Genomic DNA, 21,099 nt, shown 5'->3' on the forward strand with positions numbered 1-21,099 from the left:
CCCTTGCCGCTCAGCTTTCCGGGTTCGCCATCGAAGGAATGTCGGGCAGCAGCGCCGGGTCCACGCCGTCCGCCGGGCCGCCCTTGAGGACGAAGCGCCGGTCGCAGTAGCCGCAATCGACGTAGCCATGCTCATCGATTTGAAGCCAGACGCGCGGGTGGCCGAGGACGGCCGCGACGAACCGGTCGCCGGAACGGATATCGGCCGAGCCATCGCAGCTGATGCGGCGCTGATCGACCAGCACGGTTGCGGAAGGTGGGATCATGCCGCCCTCTACCGCGCACCGGCGATTCCCGCAATATCGCCCTGCCTGTTTACGTCGGCCCCTTTACGCCACCCCTTTACGCCACCCCTTTACGTAAGCCTCGTGCTGGACCAAAGCCTCGCTCGATGAGCGATGCAGCGATCTCGATCCGCAATCTGGTGAAGGAATACGCCGGACACGGCGATGCGCCTCCCAAGCTGGCGCTGAAGGGCGTCAGCTTCGACGTGCCGCAAGGGGGCATCTTCGGTCTCCTCGGCCCGAATGGCGCGGGCAAGTCCACCCTGATCAACACGTTGGCTGGCCTGGTGATGAAGACCAGCGGCGAGGTGTCGATCTGGGGCCACGACATCGATCATGACGCCCGCAACGCCAAGGCCAGCATCGGCATCGTCCCGCAGGAAATCGTGTTCGACCCGTTCTTCACCCCGTTCGAGGTGCTGGAGAACCAGGGCGGGTTCTACGGCATCGGCAAGGCGCACCGCCGATCGGAGGAATTGCTGCGCGCCGTCCATCTGGCGGACAAGCGCGATGCTTACGCCCGCTCTCTTTCGGGCGGCATGAAGCGGCGGCTGCTGATTGCCAAGGCGATGGTCCATTCCCCGCCCGTACTGGTGCTGGATGAGCCGACCGCCGGGGTCGACGTGGAATTACGCCGGCAGCTGTGGGAACTGGTCGGCGAACTGAACGCGGAAGGTGTGACGGTGGTGCTGACCACACACTACCTGGAAGAAGCCGAGCAATTGTGTGACCGGATCGCAATCATCAACCACGGCGAGCTGATCACCAACAAGCCGACTCGCGAACTGGTGGAAATGACGCGCGAGAAGATCGTCTGCCTGACAGTCGACCGCGATGTCACCACCCCGCCAAGCCATCCGGCCTTCCTGAAAAGCGAAAAGACCGGACCGCGCGCAGTCGAGATCGCCTACGACAAGGACCGGCTCACCGCCGGGCAAGTGCTGAACCTGGTGCAGGAACAGGGATACGCGATCGAGGACGTCACCACCCGCGAGGCGGACCTGGAGGATGTCTTCGTTCAGCTGACCAGCGCAGGGGCGGCGTAGCTTCGCTGGCTCACTCCGCCTCCTTCGCCTTTGGGGAGGGAGACTGAGTTTCTCCCTCCCGCTTGCGGGAGCGGCTGGGGGTGGGCATGACACGCGCATGACTGGCACTTCCCCCGAACATGACGTCCTGATCATCGGCTCCGGCGCGGCCGGGCTGACCGCTGCCCTTACGCTGGCGGAGCACAAGCGCGTGCTGGTGCTGGCCAAGGGCAAGCTGACCAGCGGCTCCACCGCTTGGGCGCAAGGCGGGATCGCGGCGGTGCTGGATGCCGGGGACACGTTCGAGGATCATATCCGCGACACGATGATCGCCGGCGCGGGGCTGAACCGGCGCGAGACCGTGGAGTTCGTGATCGAGCAGGCGCCCCGGGCGATTGCCCGGCTGGTAGATCTGGGCGTGCCGTTCAACACCGACGATGCCGCGGGCGCCAGCCTGCACCTGACGCGGGAAGGCGGGCATTCCCACCGCCGGATCGTTCATGTCGCCGACGCGACCGGCTGGGCGGTGCAGAGCGCGCTGGTCAAGGCGGCGGAGGCGCATCCCAACATCACCCTGCTGCCCGACCGGAGCTGCATCGACCTGATCACCGGCAAGAACGAGCAGCGCTATTCCGGATCGGGCCGGGTGTGGGGCGCCTATGCCCTCGACGCCGCGACCGGCAAGGTCGAGGCCTACACCGCCCGGGCGACGATCCTGGCCGCGGGCGGGGCGGGGCGCGTGTACCGGTTTTCCACCGCGCCGCGCGGGGCGACCGGCGACGGGATCGCGATGGCCTGGCGCGCGGGCTGCCGCGTGTCGAACATGGAGATGATGCAGTTCCACCCGACGTGCCTCTACAATCTGGAGGTCAAGAACTTCCTGATTACCGAGGCGGTGCGCGGGGAAGGCGGGCAGCTGAAGCACCCGGTGACCGGCCACCGCTTCATGCCCGATTACGACGAGCGGGCCGAACTGGCGCCCCGCGACGTGGTGGCCCGGGCGATCGACGACCAGATCAAGCGCTACGGGCTCGATTACGTCCACCTCGACATCAGCCATCTTGCGCCCGAGTTCGTGATTCAGCACTTCCCGACGATCCACGAAAAGCTGCTCGGCCTCGGCATCGACATGACGAAGGAGCCGATCCCGGTGGTTCCGGCCCAGCATTACACCTGCGGCGGCATCCTGATCGACCTTGCCGGGCGGACTGACCTGCCGGGGCTCTATGCGGCCGGGGAATGCACCGAAAGCGGGCTGCACGGCGCGAACCGGCTGGCGTCCAACAGCTTGCTGGAATGCTTCGTCTTCGGGGAAGCCGCGGCGCGAGACATCCTTTCCCGTTGGGACGAGTTCGATCCTCCGCCGCCGATCCGCCAGTGGGATGAAAGCCGGGTGACCGATTCCGACGAGGAAGTCGTCATCAAGCAGAACTGGACCGAAATCCGGCGCTTCATGTGGAACTATGTCGGGATCGTCCGCACGACCAAGCGGCTCGAACGTGCTGCGCACCGGATCAAGCTGCTGCACGGCGAGATCGAGGATTATTATGGGCACTTTCGGGTAACGACCGACCTGATCGAGCTGCGCAATCTTCTGCAGTGCGCCGACCTGATCGTGCAAGGCGCGCTGCGCCGGCATGAGAGCCGCGGGCTGCACTTCATCCTCGACTACCCCGGCATGCTGGAGGAGGCGCGGGACACGGTTCTTGTGCCCTGAAGGTCGCCGCTGCGTCCGATCTGCGGGCTTGGGCCGCGCTCCGCGTTGAGCTGTGCAAAAGTATGGGTAGGCGCTCTTACGTAAGGGCTCTCCGCCGTTGATTGTGATGGCGGAATGGTGAAAAGGGGGCCTGATCCTGACTCCCAGAGTGGGGGGGGTGGGTGTCCGATGAGGAGAAGATTAGAATGACGCGTGTGAAGAGTTTCCTGGCAGCAGTCGCCCTCGGCTCTGTCGCCGTTTCGCAGTCGGTAGCTGCTCAGGCAGCGCCGGTCGCCGAACGCGCCGGTGCGGTTGAAGGCCAGGCTGAAGGCATGGGTGCCTTCGCTGGCGGCGCCGCTCTGTGGGCGGGTCTGCTCGCCGTTGCGACCGGTCTGTTCGTGTGGACCGTGGTGGACGACGACGACAACGGCCTGCCGGTCAGCCCGTAACGAATGCCGGCCCGGCTGGCCTGATGCTGGCGGGCGGGACGTTCGATACGGCCCAAGATCAGGAGCGCGCGAAGGGACATTCCGTCCTTTCGCGCGCTTTTCGTTTGGGGGCTTGCCGTTCTCGCGCCTCATGTCCGGTTGCCGGCACCGAATCGTCCACCCTCATTCCGCGCGGACCGGCCTGCGGAGATGGGAGGCAGCAGTTGCGTGCTCCCAAGGACGCCTCGCTCCGCGTGCGGAGGATGGCGCGAAAACCCGGGCGAAAGCGGGTGCATTCGCTCTGAGCGAGCGGACCCGAGGGTGGCCGCTGATCGTCGAGCGATCAAGCCGGCGGGATTCGAGGCGAGGCACGCACTGGGCGGCCCGAGTTCCGGATTATTTTTCCACCGATCTTTTTCTGGTCCGCGAAGCCGCTGTTCTCCGTGTGTTTCCGGGCTTATGAAGGGCTTGTGCGGGCCATCTGCGGAGGCCCGCCCTTGCGCAGCCCCCGAACCATAATCACAAGAGATGGTGGTCGGATGACGGCTGGCACCCAAGACCTGCGGTTCCACGCATGATGCATGGTTCCGCAACGGGATGGGGGCAGCCGGTGTCCACACAGACAGTTTGAAGCGGGATTTGCGAGATGGATTTCACGACTGGGGACAAGGCGCTGGAGCTTCCTGAGCTGGATCAGCCCGAACTGGATCAGGAGCCGGCGGCCTCCACCGCCCAGGCCTCGGCGGAAGCAGAAGGCGCGGCGCAAGTTCGCAGCGAGGCGAAGCTGGCCGAGCAGGCCGCCGATGCCATGGCGGAAGCGATGAAGTCCGCCGCGGCGGAGGATTCCAAGTCGATCCGTCCGCGCCGTTTCGATGTCCGCACCGATCCTGAGCGGGACGGCCTGCTGACCGAATTCGGCAAGGAAACGCTGATCGATCGTTACCTGCTGCCCGGCGAAAGCTTCCAGGATCTGTTTGCCCGCGTGGCCGATTGCTATGCCGACGATGCCGATCACGCGCAGCGGTTGTACGACTACATCTCGAAGCTGTGGTTCATGCCGGCCACTCCGGTGCTGTCCAATGGCGGGACCAATCGCGGCCTGCCGATTTCCTGCTACCTCAATTCGGTGGATGACAGCCTGGAAGGCATCGTCGCCACCTGGAACGAGAACGTCTGGCTGGCGTCGCGCGGGGGCGGAATCGGCACCTACTGGGGCAACGTGCGCGGGATCGGGGAGCCGGTTGGCCTCAACGGCAAGACCAGCGGGATCATCCCGTTCGTCCGGGTGATGGATTCGTTAACGCTGGCGATCAGCCAGGGATCGCTGCGGCGCGGTTCGGCCGCCTGCTACCTCGACATTTCCCATCCTGAGATCGAGGAGTTCCTGGAGATCCGCAAGCCGAGCGGCGACTTCAACCGCAAGGCGCTGAACCTGCACCACGGGGTGCTGGTGACCGATGAGTTCATGACCAAGGTCCGCGCCGGCGAGGACTTCGACCTGCGCAGCCCGCGCGACGGATCGGTCCGCAAGACGGTGGACGCGCGCGCCTTGTTCCAGAAGCTGGTGGAAACCCGGCTGGCCACGGGCGAGCCCTATATCGTGTTCTCCGACACCGTGAACCGGATGATGCCGAGCCACCACCGGGAACTGGGTCTGAAGGTTTCGACGTCCAACCTGTGTTCGGAAATCACCCTGCCGACCGGGGTCGATCACCTCGGCAACGACCGCACGGCGGTGTGCTGCCTGTCCTCGCTCAACCTGGAGAAGTGGGATGAGTGGCACGCGGACAAGGCCTTCATCGAGGATGTGATGCGCTTCCTCGACAACGTGCTGCAGGATTATATCGACCGCGCGCCCGATGAAATGGCGCGGGCGAAGTATTCCGCGATGCGCGAGCGCTCCGTCGGCATGGGGGTGATGGGCTTCCACTCCTTCCTCCAGATGAAGGGAATCGGCTTCGAAAGCGCGATGGCGAAAGCCTGGAACCTCAAGATGTTCAAGCAGGTCAACGCCCGGGCGAACGAGGCATCGATGCTGCTGGCCAAGGAGCGCGGACCCTGCCCGGATGCCGAGGACGTCGGGGTGATGGAGCGGTTCTCCTGCAAGATGGCGATCGCGCCGACCGCGTCGATTTCCATCATCTGCGGTGGAACCAGCGCCTGCATCGAGCCGATCCCGGCCAACATCTACACCCACAAGACGCTGTCCGGCAGCTTCGTGGTCAAGAATCCGTACCTTGAAAAGCTTCTGAAGCAGAAGGCCAAGGACACGACCAACGTCTGGAACTCGATCCTTGAGCGGGGCGGGTCGGTCCAGCACCTCGATTTCCTCAGCCCGGAGGAGAAGGCGGTCTACAAGACCAGCTTCGAGATCGACCAGCGCTGGCTGCTGGAATTTGCCGCCGACCGGGCGCCGTTCATCGATCAGGCGCAAAGCCTGAACCTGTTCATCCCCGCCGATGTCGACAAGTGGGACTTGATGATGCTCCACTTCCAGGCGTGGGAGAAGGGGATCAAGTCGCTTTACTACCTGCGGTCCAAGAGCGTGCAGCGCGCCGGGTTTGCCGGCGGTGTGGAGGCGGACAACACCCGCGACGCGGCGAAATACGAACTGGCCGAGCAGACCGACTACGAGGAATGCCTCAGCTGCCAGTAACCGCCGCGTCTAATCCCGGCGGGTGATTTGCTCCGCTTTTCCAATGGCTTGAATCCGGCTGCACGGCCCCCTTCGAAAGGAGGGGGCCGTGTTCGTTCCGCTTGGACGTTCCGGCGTGCCGAACGGGCCGGAACGCATCGCCTCATGCTCGGTTGATCCAGAGTCAGGTAGTGCGAAAGCGCAAGGAGAAATTAAAATGGGCTGGATTGTTGCAATTATTGTCGGTGGTATCGCCGGCTGGATCGCCAGTATGGTGATGAACCGCGATGCCTCCATGGGTATTTTCTGGAATATTGTTGTCGGCATCGTCGGCGCGATCATTGCCAGCTTCATTCTGCCGCTGTTCGGCCTGGATGGAGACGCCAACTGGTTCTGGTGGTTTATTTCCGCGATTATCGGCGCGATTGTCCTGCTGGGCATCGTGAACCTCTTCCAGCGCGGCAGCGTCCGATAAGAAATTTTCGGCAAGACGGCAGCTTTCGATAAAGCTGCGGGGCGGGCAGGCGAAAGCTTTGCCCGCCCTTTTGCATCCCCTTCGCGGTTGCCGCGTCCGGATGAACTGCCCAGAAGACGGAAACCTTCGTCGGACGAAGTCAACTTTCCGTAGAAGGGCGGATTGCCGGTTTCGTTATACGCGTCTAATTCCCGCCCGCGAGTGCCGCCATGGGCAGCGGCGCGAATATGTGGTAGAGACCTTGCCTCGAGCGAGGCGACGGGGCTGAAGCGCGCATGAACTACGAAACAAGCGTGGGGCCGGGCGGCCGGACGGCCGAGGCTGATCCGCTGATGCAGGCGGAGGCTGACGACCGCCAAAGCCGCAAGCGCACGATCCTGATCACCGTGGCGATCGGGATCGTTTTGCTGCTCGTCGCGGTCTGGCTGCTGACGCGCGGCGGCGAGGAAGCCGCGTTCGCCCCTGCCGATGCCCAGGTGCCGACCGTCAGCGTCGTTGCGCCGGGCAACACCACCGTCCAGGGCACGATCAACGCCACCGGGACGATTGCCGCACGGCGGGAAATGCCGGTCGGCGTTGTTGGCGAAGGCGGACGGATTGTCTCCGTCCCCGTCGAGGCGGGCCAATGGGTCCGCGCCGGGCAAGTCCTGGCGGTGATCGACCAGTCGGTACAAGCCCAGCAGGCGGCCAGCGCCGCCGCGCAGGTCGATGTGGCGCAAGCCGACGCCGATCTTGCCCAGGCCAATCTCGACCGGGCGCTGCAGCTGGTCGACCGGGGCTTCATCAGCCGGGCGGACGTCGATCGGCTGACCGCAACCCGCGATGCCGCCGTCGCGCGAGTGGCGGTGGCCCGGGCGCAGTACCGGGAACTTCTGGCCCGCAATGAACGGCTGAGCATCGTCGCGCCGGCAGCGGGCTTGCTGCTGCAGCGCAACGTCGAGCCTGGCCAAGTGGTCGGCGCCGGATCCGAAGCGCTGTTCACCATCGCCAGGGGCGGACAAATGGAGCTGCTGGCCGCGCTGAGCGAGGACGACCTTGCCGCGATCTCGGTCGGGGCTCCGGCCACCGTCACGCCGGTCGGCGCAGGCGAAAGCTTTGCCGGGCAAGTCTGGCAGATCTCCCCGGTCATCGATCCGCAGAACCGCCAGGGCACGGCGCGCATCGCGCTGGGGTATGAGCCTGAACTGCGGCCGGGCGGCTTTGCCAGCGCGGAGATCGGGCGGGGTGCAATCGTCGCGCCGCGCCTCCCGGAAAGCGCGATCCTGTCCGATGAGCAGGGCAGCTATGTCTACATCGTCGATGCCAACAACAAGGTAGTGCGCCGTCCGGTCACGACCGGACTGGTGACCGACCAGGGTATTGCGATCGCTTCGGGCCTGACTGGCCGTGAGCTTGTGATCCTGCGCGCCGGCGGGTTCCTCAATCCCGGGGACACGGTGCGAACGGCGCGGGTAAGCGCAGATGGGCAAGCCGGTCCCGGCGCATGAACATCAACAACATCTCTGCATGGTCGATCCGCAACCCGGTTGTCCCGATCGTCCTGTTCCTGGGCCTCACGCTGGCCGGGATCGTCTCGTTCCTGCGCATGGACGTCAACAACAGCCCGGACATCGACTTTCCGGCCGTCACCGTCACCGTCAGCCAACCGGGGGCTGCTCCGTCCGAAATCGAGACGCAGATCACCCAGAAGATCGAGGCGGCAGTCCGTTCGGTGAACGGAGTGGACGAGATTCAGTCCACCGCGCGCGAGGGCAGCAGCACCACCTCCGTTCAGTTCACCATCGGGGTCGATCCGAACGTTGCGGTGAACGAAGTAAAGAACGCCGTCGACCAGGTTCGCGGGGATTTGCCGGACGGCATTCTCGAGCCGCAGGTGACCAAGATCGATGTCGGCGGCAACGGCCCGATCGGCTATTTCGCGGTCAGCGCCGACGACATGACGATGGAGCAGCTCAGCTGGTTCATCGACGACACGATCGCGCGCCGCCTGCTTTCGATCGAGGGAATGGCCGCCGTAAGCCGCGCCGGCGGCGTCGACCGGGAAATCCGGGTGGTGATCGATCCCGCGCGGATGGAATCGCTCGGTGTCACCGCCAGCACCGTGAACGCTGCCTTGCGTCAGGTGAACACAGACGCGGCGGGCGGTGCGGCGGAAATCGCCGGGTCGCGCCAGTCCGTCCGCGTGCTCGGCAACGCCGATACCGCGCTTGAACTGGCCAATACCCGGATCAGCCTTGGCAATGGCCGGACCATCCGGCTGGACCAGATCGCCACCGTCTCCGACAGCTATTCCGAGCAGACTTCCATTGCCAAGCTGGACGACCGGCAAGTCGTCACCTTCGGGATCGAGCGTGCCAAGGGTGCTTCGGACGTCACCGTCTATGACGCAGCGATCGAGGAGCTCCGCGCGATCGAGGCGGACAATCCGGGCGTCCACTTCACCCAGCTCTACACCAGCGTCGATTATACCAAGGAGCAGTTCGCCAGCTCCATGGAAGCGATGGTGGAAGGTGCGGTCCTTGCCATTGTCGTGGTGTTCCTGTTCCTGCGCGACTGGCGCGCGACGGTGATTGCGGCGCTGGCCATCCCGCTGTCGGCGATCCCGACCTTCTGGTTCATGGACTTGCTCGGCTTCACCCTGAACGAATTGTCACTGCTCGCGCTCAGCCTGGTTGCAGGCGTGCTGGTCGACGATGCGATCGTGGAGATCGAGAACATCGTGCGCCACATGCGCATGGGCAAAAGCGCCTACCAGGCATCGATCGACGCGGCGGACGAGATCGGCCTTGCGGTGGTCGCGACCACGTTCTCGATCGTCGCGGTGTTCCTGCCCGTCGGCCTGATGCCGGGCATTTCCGGACAGTTCTTCAAGAATTTCGGGCTGACCGTGGTCGCCGCCGTGCTGATGAGCCTCGCGGTCGCCCGGCTGCTTACGCCGATGTTCGCCGCTTACTTCCTGAAGGCCAAGGGCCACGCGGAGCACGGCGGCGGATGGCTAATGGACACGTACATGAAGGTCCTGGCCTGGACGCTCAACGACACCAAGGCCAGCCGCTTCCGCGAGGCGCGCGGTGGGCGCGGCCGGTACCGCAGCTGGCTGCGCGATCACCGCTTGTGGATGTTCGGTGCAGGGCTGGCCGCCCTTGGCCTTACCGTCGTCCTGCTGATGTCCCTGCCGCAGCAGTTCCAGCCGACTACCGACGAGGACACGAGCCGCGTCAACATCGAAATGGCGCCCGGCACCACGATCGAACAGACAGAAGCGGTTGCCGACCAGGTCACCCGGATCGTGGCCGCCCAGCCCGAAGTCGATCGCATTCTGGAGCGGATCAACGAAGGATCCGCGCGCCTGTTCGTGGTTCTCAACGATGATCGCGATGTGCCGAGCTACGAATTCGAGCGGCGGCTGGCGCCGGAGTTGCAGACGGTGCCGGACGCGCGGGTCAGCTTCGCTTCCCAATCGGGCGGTGGTGGGACCGGGCGCGATATTTCGGTGATGCTGACCGGCTCCGACCCCGAACTTCTGGAGCAGACGGCGCGGGTCCTTGCCGATCAGATGCAGTCTGTCCCGGGCGCGGTCGCGCCGCGGATCGAAGCCGACTTGCAGCGCCCGGAACTGGTAATCATTCCCCGTCTGGATCTGGCCGCCCAGCTGGGCGTCACGACCACGTCGCTGAGTCAGGCGATCCGCATCGCCACGATGGGCGAGATCGATCAGAATGCGGCGAAGTTCTCTCTGAGTGACCGGCAGGTGCCGATCCGGGTGGTGTTCTCCAAGGACGCACGGCAGGACATCACCACAATCGAGAACCTGCCCGTTCCCACCAGCGCCGGAGGCTCGGTGCCGCTGAAGCGCGTTGCCGAAATTCGCTTCGGGGCAGGGCCGACGCAGATCCAGCGATTCAACCAGTCGCGGCGCATCTTCGTAGGAGCCGATCTTGGCCTTGGGGAAGTGAAGGGTCCGGTCATGGAGGCGATCAACAATCTGCCGATCATGCAGGACCTGCCCGCCGGCGTCTCGAACCGCCCTGTGGGGGACGAGAAGTGGCAGGCCGAGCTGATCCAGAACTTCATCACTGCCGTGATCAGCGGCGTTCTGATGGTGTTTGCGGTGCTGATCCTGCTGTACAAGCGCTTCGTCTCCCCGCTGGTGAACATGACGTCGCTGTTGCTGGCCCCGCTTGGCGGCTTGATCGCGCTGTGGATCCTGGGCCAGCCGCTGTCGATTTCGGTCTATATCGGCTTGCTGATGCTGCTGGGCATCGTCGCAAAGAACTCGATCCTTCTGATCGACTTCGCGCTGGAGGAAATGGAGCGGGGCGTGCCCAAGAAGGAGGCGATCCTCGATGCCGGGCACAAGCGCGCTCAGCCGATCGTGATGACGACCGTGGCGATGACCGCAGGCATGGTGCCTACCGCCCTGTCGCTTTCCGGGGACGCGGCATGGCGGGCCCCAATGGGCACGGTGGTGATCGGCGGCCTGCTGCTCTCCACGCTGCTGACGCTGGTGATCGTGCCGGCGGGCTTCAGCCTGGCCGATGGGCTGGAAAAACGGCTTGGGCCGTGGCTGCGGCACACATTCCTGACGTATCGCCCCGGTGACGACACACCGGGGAAGGGGCCCGGAGAGGGCGAGGCCGTTCCGGCCGAATGAACGGAGTGCGGGCGTGACCGATCCGGGGCGTATCGGCCCGATCATGGCCCGCGCGGCGCAGCCTGGTGCCGATCGTGCGCGGACCATGCGGATCGTCGCGGGATTGCTGCTGCTGGCGATGGCCGCGCTGTTCCTGATCGCCCATCGATATGTCGAGGTGCATCCCGCCTGGGGGTACGTGCTCGCCTTTGCCGAGGCGGCAATGGTCGGCGGGCTGGCTGACTGGTTTGCCGTTACCGCACTGTTCCGCCGGCCGCTGGGACTGCCGATCCCCCACACCGCGATCATCCCGGAAAACAAGAACCGCATAGCCGACACGATGGCCGCGTTCCTGCAAGCCAACTTCCTGACTCCTGCTGTCGTCGCCCGGCGGATGCGGGCGATGAACGTGGCGCGAGCGGCCGGGGATTTCCTGTCCGGCACCGGCTCCGGTTCCGGCTTGCAGTCCCGCGTGCGGGAAGGCGCGGGGGAACTGCTGGCCGAAATTCTCGAATCGCTCGATCCCGAACGCCTTGGCGGTCAGGTGCGGGCCGGGCTGGGGGCGCAGATCGAGAAGCTGGAAGTGTCGCCCCTGCTGGGCCGGGCCTTGTCCGCCGCGATTGCCGACAAGCGGCACCTGCCCCTGATCGAAGGGCTGATCCGCTGGGCCGGGCTGACGCTGGAAGACAACGAGGAAATGGTCCGCGCAATGGTCAGCCAGCGGTCTAACGCGCTGGTGCGCTGGGCCGGTCTGGACGATCGCCTGGCGTCTTCGGTGCTGGACGGGATTTACAAGCTCCTGGCCGAAGTGCTGGTGGATCCCGATCACCCGCTGCGCAGGAAGGTGCAGGAAGGGCTGGAGAACCTCGCGCACGACCTGGAGCACGATCCGGTCATGCGTGCCCGGGTAGAGGAAACCAAGCGGGAGCTGCTGGCCAACCCCGCGCTGGGCCAATGGTGGATGGGCGTGTGGGAGCGGATGCGCCAGCGGATGATTGACATGGCTCGCAACCCGCAGATGGAAGGCGGCGGCTGGCTGGCCTCGGCACTGGCGGAACTGGGCAGCGCCCTGCACCGCGATCCCCGCCTCCAGCGGCAGGTGAACCGCTTCGCCCGCCGCACCGCGGTGGGGGTGACGAGCCGCTATGGGGGCCAGATCGTCCAGCTGGTGTCGGAAACGGTTCGCCGGTGGGACGGGCGCACGATCAGCGACCGGATCGAAGGCGCCGTCGGGCGCGACCTGCAATTCATCCGGGTCAACGGAACCCTTGTGGGCGGGCTGGTCGGGCTGACCATCCACGCTGTAGGGCAGCTGCTGTGATCCAGCGGCCGGTGCTTTCCACTGAACGGCTTGAGCTGCGGGTGCCTGAGGGCGCCGACATGGCAGCCCTGATCGCGGTGACGGCCGATGATCGGACCCGGCGCTATCTCGGGCCTCAGAGCACCCCCGCGGACCAGTTCGGCCGCTTGTGCCGCAATGCGGGCAGCTGGCTGCTTTATGGCTATGGAAGTTTCGTGGTCCGCCCGCGCGGCTCGGACACCGTGATCGGCAGCATCGGCGTGTTCCACAGCTGGCGCGGACTGGGCGAAGACTTCGACGATCAGGCCGAGGCCGGGTGGATTCTCCATCATGACTGGGTCGGGCAGGGTCTTGCCGAAGAAGCCATGCGCGAAGTCCTCCGCTGGTTCTCGGCCTCGCACGGTAAGCGCAGGATCGTCTGCATGATTTCCGAAGGCAACAAGCCGTCGATCCGAATGGCAGACAAGCTGGGCTTCCGTTCCCTGCGGTCCGCTACGCTGCCGGATGGCGACGCGGTGCTGCTGTTTGAGCGGACGATCGTCTGATCCGCCGGCTTGCGGGAGCGTTGCCCCCGCTTGTACCTGTTACCGGAACACGATTCGTTGGGTCCAGTAGGAGCGTGTCGGCTTGCCCTCCGCATCGAGCGCAGGGTTGAAGCGGGCGACGGACATCAGAGCCTTGCAGGCAGCCTCTTCGAACGGACCGGGCTCGGCGACGTTGATGTGGCACGTGTCGGCCCGACCCAGTTCATCGACGATCAGCCGGACCTCGACGAGCCCGCCGAGACTCTGACGCAGCATTTCCCGTGGATAGCGGGCGGTGTTGCCCACTTCCGGTGCATTCAGCAGTTGCGGAGCGCATGACAGCGTTTCGAGGCGCTGGGGATCGAGGCCCCAACTGCGGACCAGATCGGCGACGCAAGCTTCCATTGCCCCGACCGGGTCCGCCATCGAGCCAAGTTGCAGTTCGATCTCCTGCTTGAAACCTTCGGTGATGACGACGGAGGAGACTGCCTTGCCGGCATCGATTTCCGCTTCCCGGACGCGAGCAAAGGGCGCCGGAAGCGGCATATCGCTCGGGCTGCTGTTGATCGCAGTAACTTCTTCGTGAGAGAGCAGCGATGCCTCGGAAAGCAACCACGACGTGCGGCCATCGGCCAGTTCCATCTTGTAGAAGCCGCTTTCCCGCTTTTTGCCTCCGGGGCCAAAGAAGAACGAGGCGTTGGCGGCGCTCTTCCAGACATCGAGCGCGCTTCCGGCCAAGCCGAGTGTCATGTGAGGTCCGGGGGAGGCTCGTTCGAATGCGGCCGTGATCGAATTCCGGCCATCGCTGAAGTTGCGGATCAGGCGACAGGAATTGTCCGCGTACTCCATGTTCCAGGGCGATGCGGGCGCATAGACCCGTCGTTCTTTCCCAACCGCCATCGTGGAAAACAGCGCGGCGCAGGCCGCCAGCAACAACGTCAGTCTCTTCATGCCCCTCGCCTCCCCTGAAGACCCATGATGCTGCATGGACTTTGGAAATCAAGCCGGTTTGTGCCGATGCAGAGTTATTGGTTCGGCGCTGAGTGTCGGAGCATTTGCCTGCCTGCGATCAGGGTCCGATGAGATAGATGATCGAGGTGTGATACATGCTGGCTACTGGAGTTCCGTCGCGGTCCAGTGCAGGTTCGAATGCGCCGGAAAGGCTGGTGCACACCGCCTTGCGGAAATCCTCATTCACGCTGCCGTGCTGGATCGTGCAGTCGCTCGGCTCTCCGGCGCTAACCCGGATGCGGACCGGGACAAAAGCGCTGACCCGCTGTTGAGCTTTCCCATGGGGTAACGCGCCTTCAGCCGGCGCACGGCGGAGCGCTTTGGGAACGGCTCCCGCGCAAGCGTTTTTGCTGCTCCGGGTCGAGCCCCCATTGCTCGTAGAGGTTATCGACGCAGTCGCGCATCGCTAGCAAGGGCATGGCCATGCTGCCGAGGTGAAGCGTAATCTCGCGACTGTGGAACTGGACGTCGAGGCGATCGACCCCGGCCTCGTAGGCGGCAGGGGCTGTCTTGCGCGCCGTTCCTCTCCCGTTTCATCGGGCGGTGCAAACTCGATGAGGAACGACACGGCGGGGATGTCGTTGGCGCTGCCGTGCAACGCGTCGGTCCGGCGGAAGTTAGGTTCCTGGAGCCTGAGCTTGATTGCACCCGCGGGATCGGAGGTCCGCGGAACCGGCCTTCCTGCCAGCAAGGCACGGTAGAACCGTCGTCCGCCGAAGGATTCGAGTTCGAAACGCAGCGTTTCGTCCTCGATCCCGAAGATCCGGATCAGGCTGCATCGTTCCGGCGCGTAGTTGAGCACCCATTTGGATGCCGGTTCGACGACCGTCTCCCTTGCCGCAGCCTGCTCGCCCAAGCCTGCAAGTGCCGCGCAGAGCGCAGATCCCCGGCCAGCCAACTTCCACAACGCCCATCCGGCCATGCCTGTCCCCTTTGCGAAAAAGATGGAGCCCGGCGCGGCGCCCGGGAAGCTAGAGCTTCTCAGTCAGTTCCGGCACGATCTGGAACAAGTCGCCAACAAGGCCGATGTCGGCCACCTGGAAGATCGGGGCGTCGGGATCCTTGTTGATCGCAATGATCGTCTTGGAATCCTTCATCCCCGCAAGGTGCTGGATCGCGCCGGAGATGCCGATGGCGAGGTAGACTTCCGGCGCAACGATCTTGCCCGTCTGGCCTACCTGGAAATCGTTGGGGATGTAGCCTGCGTCCACCGCGGCCCGGCTGGCGCCGATCGCCGCGCCGAGCTTGTCGGCGAGCGGCGTGATAAGCTGCTGGAATGTCTCGGCATCCTTCAGCGCTCGTCCACCGGAGACGACGATACGCGCGCTGGTCAGTTCGGGCCGCTCGCTCTTCGAGCCTTCGAGGGATACGAACTGCGAAACGCCCTGGTCACCGGGGCCGGAGATTTCCTCAACCGGGGCCGATCCGCCTTCGCGTGAGGCCTTGGCGAACGCGGTTCCGCGCACGGTGATGACCAGCTTCGCATCCGAGCTTTCGACCGTCGCGATGGCGTTCCCGGCATAGATCGGGCGAGTGAAGGTGCGCTCGCCTTCGACCGAGAGGATATCGGACACCTGCATCACGTCGAGCTTCGCGGCGACGCGCGGGGCGATGTTCTTGCCGGTGGACGTGGCAGCGCACAGCAGCGCCTCATAGCCGTCCATCAGCGGCACGATCAGGGCGGCAAGATTCTCCGCCAGATTCTGCCCATAAGCCGCGTCCGAGGCGAGCAGGACTTTTTGCACGCCTTCGATCTTCGCCGCGGCCTCGGCCGCTGTGCGCGCTGCTTCGCCTTCGCCCGCAACCAGCGCGTGCACGCTGCCGAGCTTCGCTGCGGCGGTGACGGTGGCCAGGCTCGCGTCCTTTACCGTGCCGTCTTCGTGTTCGATCAGGATCAGCGTGTTCATGCGGTCACTCCCAGATCCTTGAGCTTCGCCACCAGCTCATCGACAGAGCCGACTTTCACGCCCGCCTGGCGAACCGGAGGCTCGGTCACGCTCAGCGTCTTCAGCCGGGGAACGACGTCGACCGCGTAATCGGCCGGGCTCTTCGTCTCGAGCGGCTTCTTCTTCGCCTTCATGATGTTGGGCAGCGATGCATAGCGCGGCTCATTCAGGCGTAAGTCGGTGGTGACGATCGCCGGCAGGGACAACCGGACGGTTTCCAGCCCGCCGTCGACTTCGCGCGTCACGCTGACCTGATCGTCTTCGACGGTGACGGCGCTGGCGAAGGTGCCTTGCGGCCGGTCGAGCAACGCAGCGAGCATTTGCCCGGTCTGGTTGGCATCATCGTCGATCGCCTGCTTGCCCATCACGATCAGCGCGGGCTGTTCCTCATCCGCGATGGCCTTGAGGATCTTGGCGACGCCGAGCGGTTCCACATCCTGATCTATTTCGACCAGGATCGCGCGGTCCGCGCCCATGGCGAGAGCAGTGCGCAGCGTCTCCTGCGCTTTTGCCGGGCCGATGGACACCGCCACGATCTCGTCGGCGACGCCCTTTTCCTTCAGGCGAATCGCTTCCTCGACCGCGATTTCGTCAAACGGGTTCATGCTCATCTTGACGTTGGCCAGATCGACCCCGGACCCATCCGGCTTGACCCGCGGACGGACGTTGTAGTCGAGCACCCGCTTCACGGGGACGAGGATCTTCATGGGCATGGCCTCTCCTGCCATTCGGTTACAGGCGTAACAATCCTTCCGCGGTGTTCCGGTTTCCGGCTCCGGGGTCAAGGGGGGGCCGATCCGCCGGGAAGGCAAATCGGCCCTGTTTTCCCGTCAGGCGGCCTGCTTGACTTCGGCCACGATCTTCTTCGCGGCGTCGCCCAGATCTTCGGCCGGGACGATCGGCAGGCCGGAATTGGCCAGGATGTCCTTGCCCTTCTGGACGTTGGTGCCTTCCAATCGGACGACCAGCGGCACGGAGAGGTTCACTTCCTTCGCCGCGGCGACGATGCCTTCGGCAATGATGTCGCACTTCATGATCCCGCCGAAGATGTTGACCAGGATGCCCTTCACCGCCGGATCGGAAAGGATGATCTTGAACGCCGCGGTGACCTTTTCCTTGTTCGCGCCGCCGCCGACGTCGAGGAAGTTGGCCGGGAAGGCACCGTTGAGCTTGATGATGTCCATCGTCGCCATGGCAAGGCCCGCGCCGTTGACCATGCAGCCGATGTTGCCGTCCAGCTTGATGTAGGCGAGGTCGTGCTTGCTGGCTTCGACCTCCATCGGGTCTTCCTCGGTTTCGTCCCGCATCGCTTCCACGTCCTTGTGACGGTAGAGCGCGTTGGAATCGAAGCTCATCTTGGTGTCGAGCACGAGGAGATTGCCGTCCTTGGTTTCCACCAGCGGGTTGATCTCGATCATGGCGCAGTCGAGTGCGCTGAAGGCTTCGTACAGCTGCTTGGCCAGCTTCTGAGCCTGCTTGTTGAGATCGCCGGTCAGCTTCAGCGCGAAGGCCACCGCGCGGCCGTGGTGCGGCTGGAAGCCTTCGGCCGGGTCGATCGCGATCGTGGTGATCTTTTCGGGCGTGGAGTGGGCGACTTCCTCAATGTCCATGCCGCCTTCGGTGGACACGACCATCGCGATGCGGCCGGTCTTCCGATCGACCAGCATCGAAAGGTAGTATTCCTTTTCGATGTCGACGCCGTCGGTGATGTAGAGGCGGTTGACCTGCTTGCCCGCGTCGCCGGTCTGGATCGTGACCAGCGTGTTGCCGAGCATCTCGCGCGAGTGGCTTTCCACCGCTTCGATGCTGTCGGCCAGCCGCACGCCGCCCTTGGCATCCGGCCCCAGCTCCTGGAACTTGCCCTTGCCGCGTCCGCCGGCGTGGATCTGCGCCTTCACGACGTAAAGCGGCCCGGGCAGCTTCTTCGCCGCCTCGACGGCTTCCTCAACGGTGAGAGCGGGATAGCCGGCCGGAATTCCGATGCCGAAGCGGGTGAGCAGTTCCTTGGCCTGGTATTCGTGAATATTCATGAATCTGCCTATCTGTAGCAAGAGTGGCGATAGCAGCGCCTAAGCATAGCGCGCACAGGGTTGCAAACTCTTGCCGCCGGGCTCACCTCGTTTCCATGATCGATCGCACACGCCTTGAGAGTATCTGCGCCGAGGCCGGGGAAATCGCCATGCGCCAGTGGCCCGGCGCCGGGCACGAGGTGGTCAGCTGGACGAAAGCGAGCAACAGCCCGGTCTGCGCCGCCGATCTTGAGGTGGACCAGTTCCTCAAAAGCGAGCTCGGGCTGCTGCTGCCGTCGGCCGGATGGCTGTCGGAGGAAACCGCCGACGATCCCGCCCGGCTGGAGCGGGAGCTGATCTGGGTGGTCGATCCGATCGACGGCACGCGCGATTTTCTCGGCGGGCGGAGCGGCTGGGCGGTTTCGGTGGCGCTTGTCGGAAACGGGGAGCCGCTGATCGGCATCCTCGTCGCCCCGGCCCGGGAAGAAACCTGGAGCGCGGCGCGGGGCGAAGGCGCCTGGCGCAATGGGGAGCGGCTTTGCGCCAGCACCCGCAGCGCGCTGTCCGGCGCGCGCGTTCCGGTCGATGTCCTGCCGAAGGAAGACGGCGATCTAGTTACGGTCTACAAGCCGAATTCGATAGCCTTGCGCTTGGCGATGGTCGCGTCGGGGGAGGCGGACCTGGTGGCGACCGTGCGCTGGGGATCAGAATGGGACGTGGCCGCCGCCGCGCTGATCGCGCAGGAAGCGGGCGCCGGGGTCAGCGACGCCTTCGGGGAACCGCTCATGTTCAACAAGCGCGATCCGCAGGCGTTCGGCTTGCTGGTGAGCGCCCCCGGGATCCACGAAGCGGCCGTCCGCAGGCTCGGCCCGCGCGCTGCGGACCACGTCGCGCGGCCGCGCTGAACGCGGCAACTCGGGCACAAAAAAAGGGGCCGGCCCGAAAGCCGGCCCCTTTGTCGTGGGGAAGTCCCTTACTGGCGCTGTGCGGCCTGGACGTCTTCCTGCGTGATCGGGGTGATCTTCAGTTCCACCCGGCGGTTGGCGGCGCGACCTGCCTCGGTGCTGTTATCCGCGATCGGGTACTGCTCTCCGTAGCCGATCGTCTGCATCCGCGCGCGCGACACGCCGCGCATGCTGAGATAGTTCGCGACCGCTTCCGCGCGGCGGCGGGAAAGATCGAGGTTATAGGCGTCGGACCCGGTCGTGTCCGTGTGGCCCATGACGTCGATCAGGCTGTTGGGATACTGCTGCAGGCTTTGCGCTACCTGGTCGAGCGAGGCCTGGAACGACGGGCTGATGTTCGTGCTGTTCGTCGCGAAAGTGACGTCCGGCAGGTTGACCAGGATCGCGTCGCCGCCTGGCGTCTGAGTCACGTCGATGCCCGATCCGGCGGTGGTTTCCCGCAGTTCCTTGATCTGCTGGTCCATCTGGCGGCCGACTGCGGCCCCCGCCACGCCGCCGACGCCGGCGCCGATGACACGGGCGGTCTTGCCGCCGACCACGCCGCCCAGCAGGTAGCCGAGCCCGGCGCCGCCGAGACCGCCGATGGCGGTGCGGGAAATCTTCTGCTCACCGGTGTTCGGATCGGTCACGCAAGCCGACACGCCCATGAGCGATACGGCGGCCATGCTGGAAACGAAAAGGCGGGACTTCTTCATATTATGGTCCTCGATAGTGAATAAAACAGGGGCCGACATGCCCCGACAGCCGGTCCTTCGCCAAAACGCCCGCCGTAGCCGGCTGTTCCAACCGGGATTCGACTTGCGGGGGAAATCTGCTAATCGAAGCGGGCCGTGACACCTTTTCCGTGGTTTGATCTTGCCATCCTGCTTGGGCTTATTCTGCTCAACGGGGTCTTCTCCATGTCGGAGCTCGCCATCGTGTCGGCCCGCACGTCCAAGCTGCGCATCGCGGCGGAAGGCGGCAGCAAGGCGGCGCAGACGGCGCTGTCGCTGGCGTCGGATCCCGGCAAGTTCCTTTCCACCGTGCAGATCGGCATTACCCTGATCGGGATCGTGTCGGGCGCCTATTCCGGTGCCACCCTGGGCGGCCCGGTAGGGGAGCGGCTGGCGTTGATCGGCGTTCCCGCCGACGCGGCGGACCAAGCCGGCTTCATCCTGGTCATCGTCCTGACCACGTATCTCAGCCTCGTGGTGGGGGAACTTGTTCCCAAGCAGGTTGCGCTGCGCGCCGCGGTTCCGATTGCGTTGACCATGGCCCTGCCGATGGCGTGGCTGGCCCGCATCGCGGCACCGGTGGTCTGGCTGCTCGACAGTTCGGGCAGCGCGCTGCTGCGGCTGATGGGCGTGCGCAATCCCGGGGAAGCGGCGCTGACGAGCGAGGAGCTTCAGCTGATCCTTGCCGAAGCGACCCGCAGCGGCGTGATCGAGGAAGAGGAGCGGGCGATCCTGTCGGGCGTGATGCGGCTGACTGCCCGCCCGGTCCGCGAAGTCATGACCCCGCGTACCGAGATCGACTGGATCGACCGCAAGGCCGGACCGGATGAAATCAGCGCCACCATTGCCCGATCGCCGCATTCCCTGCTGCCGGTGGCCGATGGTTCGCCGGACCGAATCCTGGGCGTGGTCAAGGTGCGGGAAATCCTGGCCAGTCTGCTGGCCGGAAATCCCGTCCAGCTTGGCCAGCTGATCCACAAGACACCCGTCGTCCCCGACCAGCTCGATGCGATCGATGCGCTGCGGGTGCTGCAGCAGTCAGGCGTTGGGATGGCGATGGTGCACGACGAATACGGCCATCTGGACGGCATCGTGACCCCGGCCGACTTGCTGATGGCGATGGCCGGCCACTTTGCCAGCCACAAGGACGAAGGCGATGAGCCTGAACTGGTTGAGCGCGAGGACGGGTCCCTGCTCATCTCAGGCGCGATGAGCGCGGACGGGCTGGCTGAGCGGCTGGGCATGACCCTGCCAGAGCCGCGCGAATTCGCGACCACGGCCGGATTCGTGCTCTATCAGCTGAAGCACCTGCCGGTGGTGGGCGAAAGCTTCGAGGAGCAAGGCTGGCGATTCGAGGTAGTCGACCTTGACGGACGCCGGATTGACAAGCTGCTGGTGGGGCGGATCGCCGTTCCGGTCGAGGACGACGCCGCGGGCGACTGAAGCCCGCGTGCGA

At 65.0% G+C, this 21,099-nt stretch carries 19 protein-coding genes; 11 read left to right on the forward strand and 8 right to left on the reverse strand.

Annotated elements, in window-relative coordinates; genetic code table 11:
• Positions 1 to 10: 10 nt before the first annotated feature.
• Complete coding sequence (locus tag ELY13_RS05680; protein WP_126172930.1) at positions 11 to 265, reverse strand: zinc-finger domain-containing protein; 255 nt, start codon at positions 263 to 265, stop codon at positions 11 to 13.
• Positions 266 to 390: 125 nt separating this feature from the next.
• Here ELY13_RS05680 and ELY13_RS05685 point away from each other — a divergent pair, with 125 nt between their 5' ends.
• The 9 genes from ELY13_RS05685 to ELY13_RS05725 all read left to right on the forward strand — a co-directional run bounded on the left by ELY13_RS05685 (position 391) and on the right by ELY13_RS05725 (position 13,020).
• Positions 391 to 1,329: an ABC transporter ATP-binding protein gene (locus tag ELY13_RS05685; RefSeq protein WP_126172931.1), complete on the forward strand. Its 939-nt coding sequence runs from the start codon at positions 391 to 393 to the stop codon at positions 1,327 to 1,329.
• A gap of 97 nt (positions 1,330 to 1,426) precedes the next feature.
• Complete coding sequence (gene nadB, locus ELY13_RS05690; protein ID WP_126172932.1) at positions 1,427 to 3,025, forward strand: L-aspartate oxidase; 1,599 nt, start codon at positions 1,427 to 1,429, stop codon at positions 3,023 to 3,025.
• A 185-nt stretch (positions 3,026 to 3,210) separates the two neighbouring features.
• Complete coding sequence (locus tag ELY13_RS14955) at positions 3,211 to 3,453, forward strand: hypothetical protein (protein ID WP_164549707.1); 243 nt, start codon at positions 3,211 to 3,213, stop codon at positions 3,451 to 3,453.
• Positions 3,454 to 4,078: 625 nt separating this feature from the next.
• Positions 4,079 to 6,088 (forward strand): ribonucleoside-diphosphate reductase subunit alpha, encoded by a 2,010-nt coding sequence (locus ELY13_RS05700; RefSeq protein WP_126172934.1) that lies wholly within the window; start codon positions 4,079 to 4,081, stop codon positions 6,086 to 6,088.
• Positions 6,089 to 6,284: 196 nt separating this feature from the next.
• Entirely contained in the window at positions 6,285 to 6,542 is a 258-nt protein-coding gene (locus tag ELY13_RS05705) for a GlsB/YeaQ/YmgE family stress response membrane protein (RefSeq protein ID WP_126173175.1), read from the forward strand.
• A gap of 275 nt (positions 6,543 to 6,817) precedes the next feature.
• Positions 6,818 to 8,029 (forward strand): efflux RND transporter periplasmic adaptor subunit, encoded by a 1,212-nt coding sequence (locus tag ELY13_RS05710; protein ID WP_126172935.1) that lies wholly within the window; start codon positions 6,818 to 6,820, stop codon positions 8,027 to 8,029.
• Entirely contained in the window at positions 8,026 to 11,196 is a 3,171-nt protein-coding gene (locus tag ELY13_RS05715; RefSeq protein WP_126172936.1) for an efflux RND transporter permease subunit, read from the forward strand. The genes ELY13_RS05710 and ELY13_RS05715 overlap by 4 nt, the downstream gene beginning before the upstream one ends.
• Positions 11,197 to 11,281: 85 nt before the next feature.
• Complete coding sequence (locus ELY13_RS05720; protein ID WP_126173176.1) at positions 11,282 to 12,496, forward strand: DUF445 domain-containing protein; 1,215 nt, start codon at positions 11,282 to 11,284, stop codon at positions 12,494 to 12,496.
• Between the two features lie 11 nt (positions 12,497 to 12,507).
• Positions 12,508 to 13,020, forward strand: coding sequence for a GNAT family N-acetyltransferase (locus ELY13_RS05725; RefSeq protein WP_277600643.1), 513 nt, complete (start codon positions 12,508 to 12,510; stop codon positions 13,018 to 13,020).
• Between the two features lie 39 nt (positions 13,021 to 13,059).
• Here the strand turns inward: ELY13_RS05725 and ELY13_RS05730 are convergent, their stop codons facing one another.
• From ELY13_RS05730 to sucC, 6 genes are all read right to left on the reverse strand, one after another.
• A complete protein-coding gene (locus ELY13_RS05730; RefSeq protein ID WP_164549708.1) occupies positions 13,060 to 13,950 on the reverse strand; it encodes an energy transducer TonB in 891 nt (296 codons plus the stop codon).
• A gap of 118 nt (positions 13,951 to 14,068) precedes the next feature.
• Positions 14,069 to 14,197, reverse strand: a complete 129-nt coding sequence (locus ELY13_RS15550) for a hypothetical protein (RefSeq protein WP_277600636.1) — start codon at positions 14,195 to 14,197, stop codon at positions 14,069 to 14,071.
• Between the two features lie 219 nt (positions 14,198 to 14,416).
• The gene (locus ELY13_RS05735) at positions 14,417 to 14,932 is read right to left on the reverse strand and encodes a hypothetical protein (RefSeq protein WP_126172939.1); all 516 of its coding nucleotides are present in this window, start codon (positions 14,930 to 14,932) and stop codon (positions 14,417 to 14,419) included.
• A gap of 49 nt (positions 14,933 to 14,981) precedes the next feature.
• The gene (locus tag ELY13_RS05740; RefSeq protein WP_126172940.1) at positions 14,982 to 15,917 is read right to left on the reverse strand and encodes an electron transfer flavoprotein subunit alpha/FixB family protein; all 936 of its coding nucleotides are present in this window, start codon (positions 15,915 to 15,917) and stop codon (positions 14,982 to 14,984) included.
• The gene (locus tag ELY13_RS05745; RefSeq protein WP_126173177.1) at positions 15,914 to 16,663 is read right to left on the reverse strand and encodes an electron transfer flavoprotein subunit beta/FixA family protein; all 750 of its coding nucleotides are present in this window, start codon (positions 16,661 to 16,663) and stop codon (positions 15,914 to 15,916) included. Before ELY13_RS05745 ends, ELY13_RS05740 begins: the two co-directional genes overlap by 4 nt.
• Positions 16,664 to 16,786: 123 nt before the next feature.
• Positions 16,787 to 17,986, reverse strand: coding sequence for an ADP-forming succinate--CoA ligase subunit beta (gene sucC / locus ELY13_RS05750; protein ID WP_126172941.1), 1,200 nt, complete (start codon positions 17,984 to 17,986; stop codon positions 16,787 to 16,789).
• A gap of 95 nt (positions 17,987 to 18,081) precedes the next feature.
• Here sucC and ELY13_RS05755 point away from each other — a divergent pair, with 95 nt between their 5' ends.
• A complete protein-coding gene (locus tag ELY13_RS05755) occupies positions 18,082 to 18,870 on the forward strand; it encodes a 3'(2'),5'-bisphosphate nucleotidase CysQ (RefSeq protein ID WP_126172942.1) in 789 nt (262 codons plus the stop codon).
• 68 nt (positions 18,871 to 18,938) lie between these two features.
• Here ELY13_RS05755 and ELY13_RS05760 read toward each other — a convergent pair whose 3' ends face one another.
• On the reverse strand, positions 18,939 to 19,625 hold the full coding sequence (locus tag ELY13_RS05760; protein WP_126172943.1) for a YiaD family glycine zipper/OmpA-like lipoprotein: 687 nt from the start codon (positions 19,623 to 19,625) through the stop codon (positions 18,939 to 18,941).
• Positions 19,626 to 19,760: 135 nt separating this feature from the next.
• On the opposite strand from ELY13_RS05760, the gene ELY13_RS05765 reads away from it, so the two are divergent.
• The gene (locus ELY13_RS05765) at positions 19,761 to 21,086 is read left to right on the forward strand and encodes a hemolysin family protein (protein ID WP_126172944.1); all 1,326 of its coding nucleotides are present in this window, start codon (positions 19,761 to 19,763) and stop codon (positions 21,084 to 21,086) included.
• Positions 21,087 to 21,099 lie beyond the last annotated feature (13 nt).

This window comes from Altericroceibacterium xinjiangense, assembly GCF_003958635.1.
GTDB lineage: Bacteria > Pseudomonadota > Alphaproteobacteria > Sphingomonadales > Sphingomonadaceae > Altericroceibacterium_A > Altericroceibacterium_A xinjiangense.

What these genes read in the sequence shown, in the direction of transcription:
- ELY13_RS05680 (WP_126172930.1), bottom strand. Translation starts at nt 265, where the DNA reads ATGATCCCACCTTCCGCAACCGTGCTGGTCGATCAGCGCCGCATCAGC.
- ELY13_RS05685 (WP_126172931.1), top strand. Translation starts at nt 391, where the DNA reads ATGAGCGATGCAGCGATCTCGATCCGCAATCTGGTGAAGGAATACGCC.
- nadB (WP_126172932.1), top strand. Translation starts at nt 1,427, where the DNA reads ATGACTGGCACTTCCCCCGAACATGACGTCCTGATCATCGGCTCCGGC.
- ELY13_RS14955 (WP_164549707.1), top strand. Translation starts at nt 3,211, where the DNA reads ATGACGCGTGTGAAGAGTTTCCTGGCAGCAGTCGCCCTCGGCTCTGTC.
- ELY13_RS05700 (WP_126172934.1), top strand. Translation starts at nt 4,079, where the DNA reads ATGGATTTCACGACTGGGGACAAGGCGCTGGAGCTTCCTGAGCTGGAT.
- ELY13_RS05705 (WP_126173175.1), top strand. Translation starts at nt 6,285, where the DNA reads ATGGGCTGGATTGTTGCAATTATTGTCGGTGGTATCGCCGGCTGGATC.
- ELY13_RS05710 (WP_126172935.1), top strand. Translation starts at nt 6,818, where the DNA reads ATGAACTACGAAACAAGCGTGGGGCCGGGCGGCCGGACGGCCGAGGCT.
- ELY13_RS05715 (WP_126172936.1), top strand. Translation starts at nt 8,026, where the DNA reads ATGAACATCAACAACATCTCTGCATGGTCGATCCGCAACCCGGTTGTC.
- ELY13_RS05720 (WP_126173176.1), top strand. Translation starts at nt 11,282, where the DNA reads ATGCGGATCGTCGCGGGATTGCTGCTGCTGGCGATGGCCGCGCTGTTC.
- ELY13_RS05730 (WP_164549708.1), bottom strand. Translation starts at nt 13,950, where the DNA reads ATGAAGAGACTGACGTTGTTGCTGGCGGCCTGCGCCGCGCTGTTTTCC.
- ELY13_RS05735 (WP_126172939.1), bottom strand. Translation starts at nt 14,932, where the DNA reads ATGGCCGGATGGGCGTTGTGGAAGTTGGCTGGCCGGGGATCTGCGCTC.
- ELY13_RS05740 (WP_126172940.1), bottom strand. Translation starts at nt 15,917, where the DNA reads ATGAACACGCTGATCCTGATCGAACACGAAGACGGCACGGTAAAGGAC.
- ELY13_RS05745 (WP_126173177.1), bottom strand. Translation starts at nt 16,663, where the DNA reads ATGAAGATCCTCGTCCCCGTGAAGCGGGTGCTCGACTACAACGTCCGT.
- sucC (WP_126172941.1), bottom strand. Translation starts at nt 17,986, where the DNA reads ATGAATATTCACGAATACCAGGCCAAGGAACTGCTCACCCGCTTCGGC.
- ELY13_RS05755 (WP_126172942.1), top strand. Translation starts at nt 18,082, where the DNA reads ATGATCGATCGCACACGCCTTGAGAGTATCTGCGCCGAGGCCGGGGAA.
- ELY13_RS05760 (WP_126172943.1), bottom strand. Translation starts at nt 19,625, where the DNA reads ATGAAGAAGTCCCGCCTTTTCGTTTCCAGCATGGCCGCCGTATCGCTC.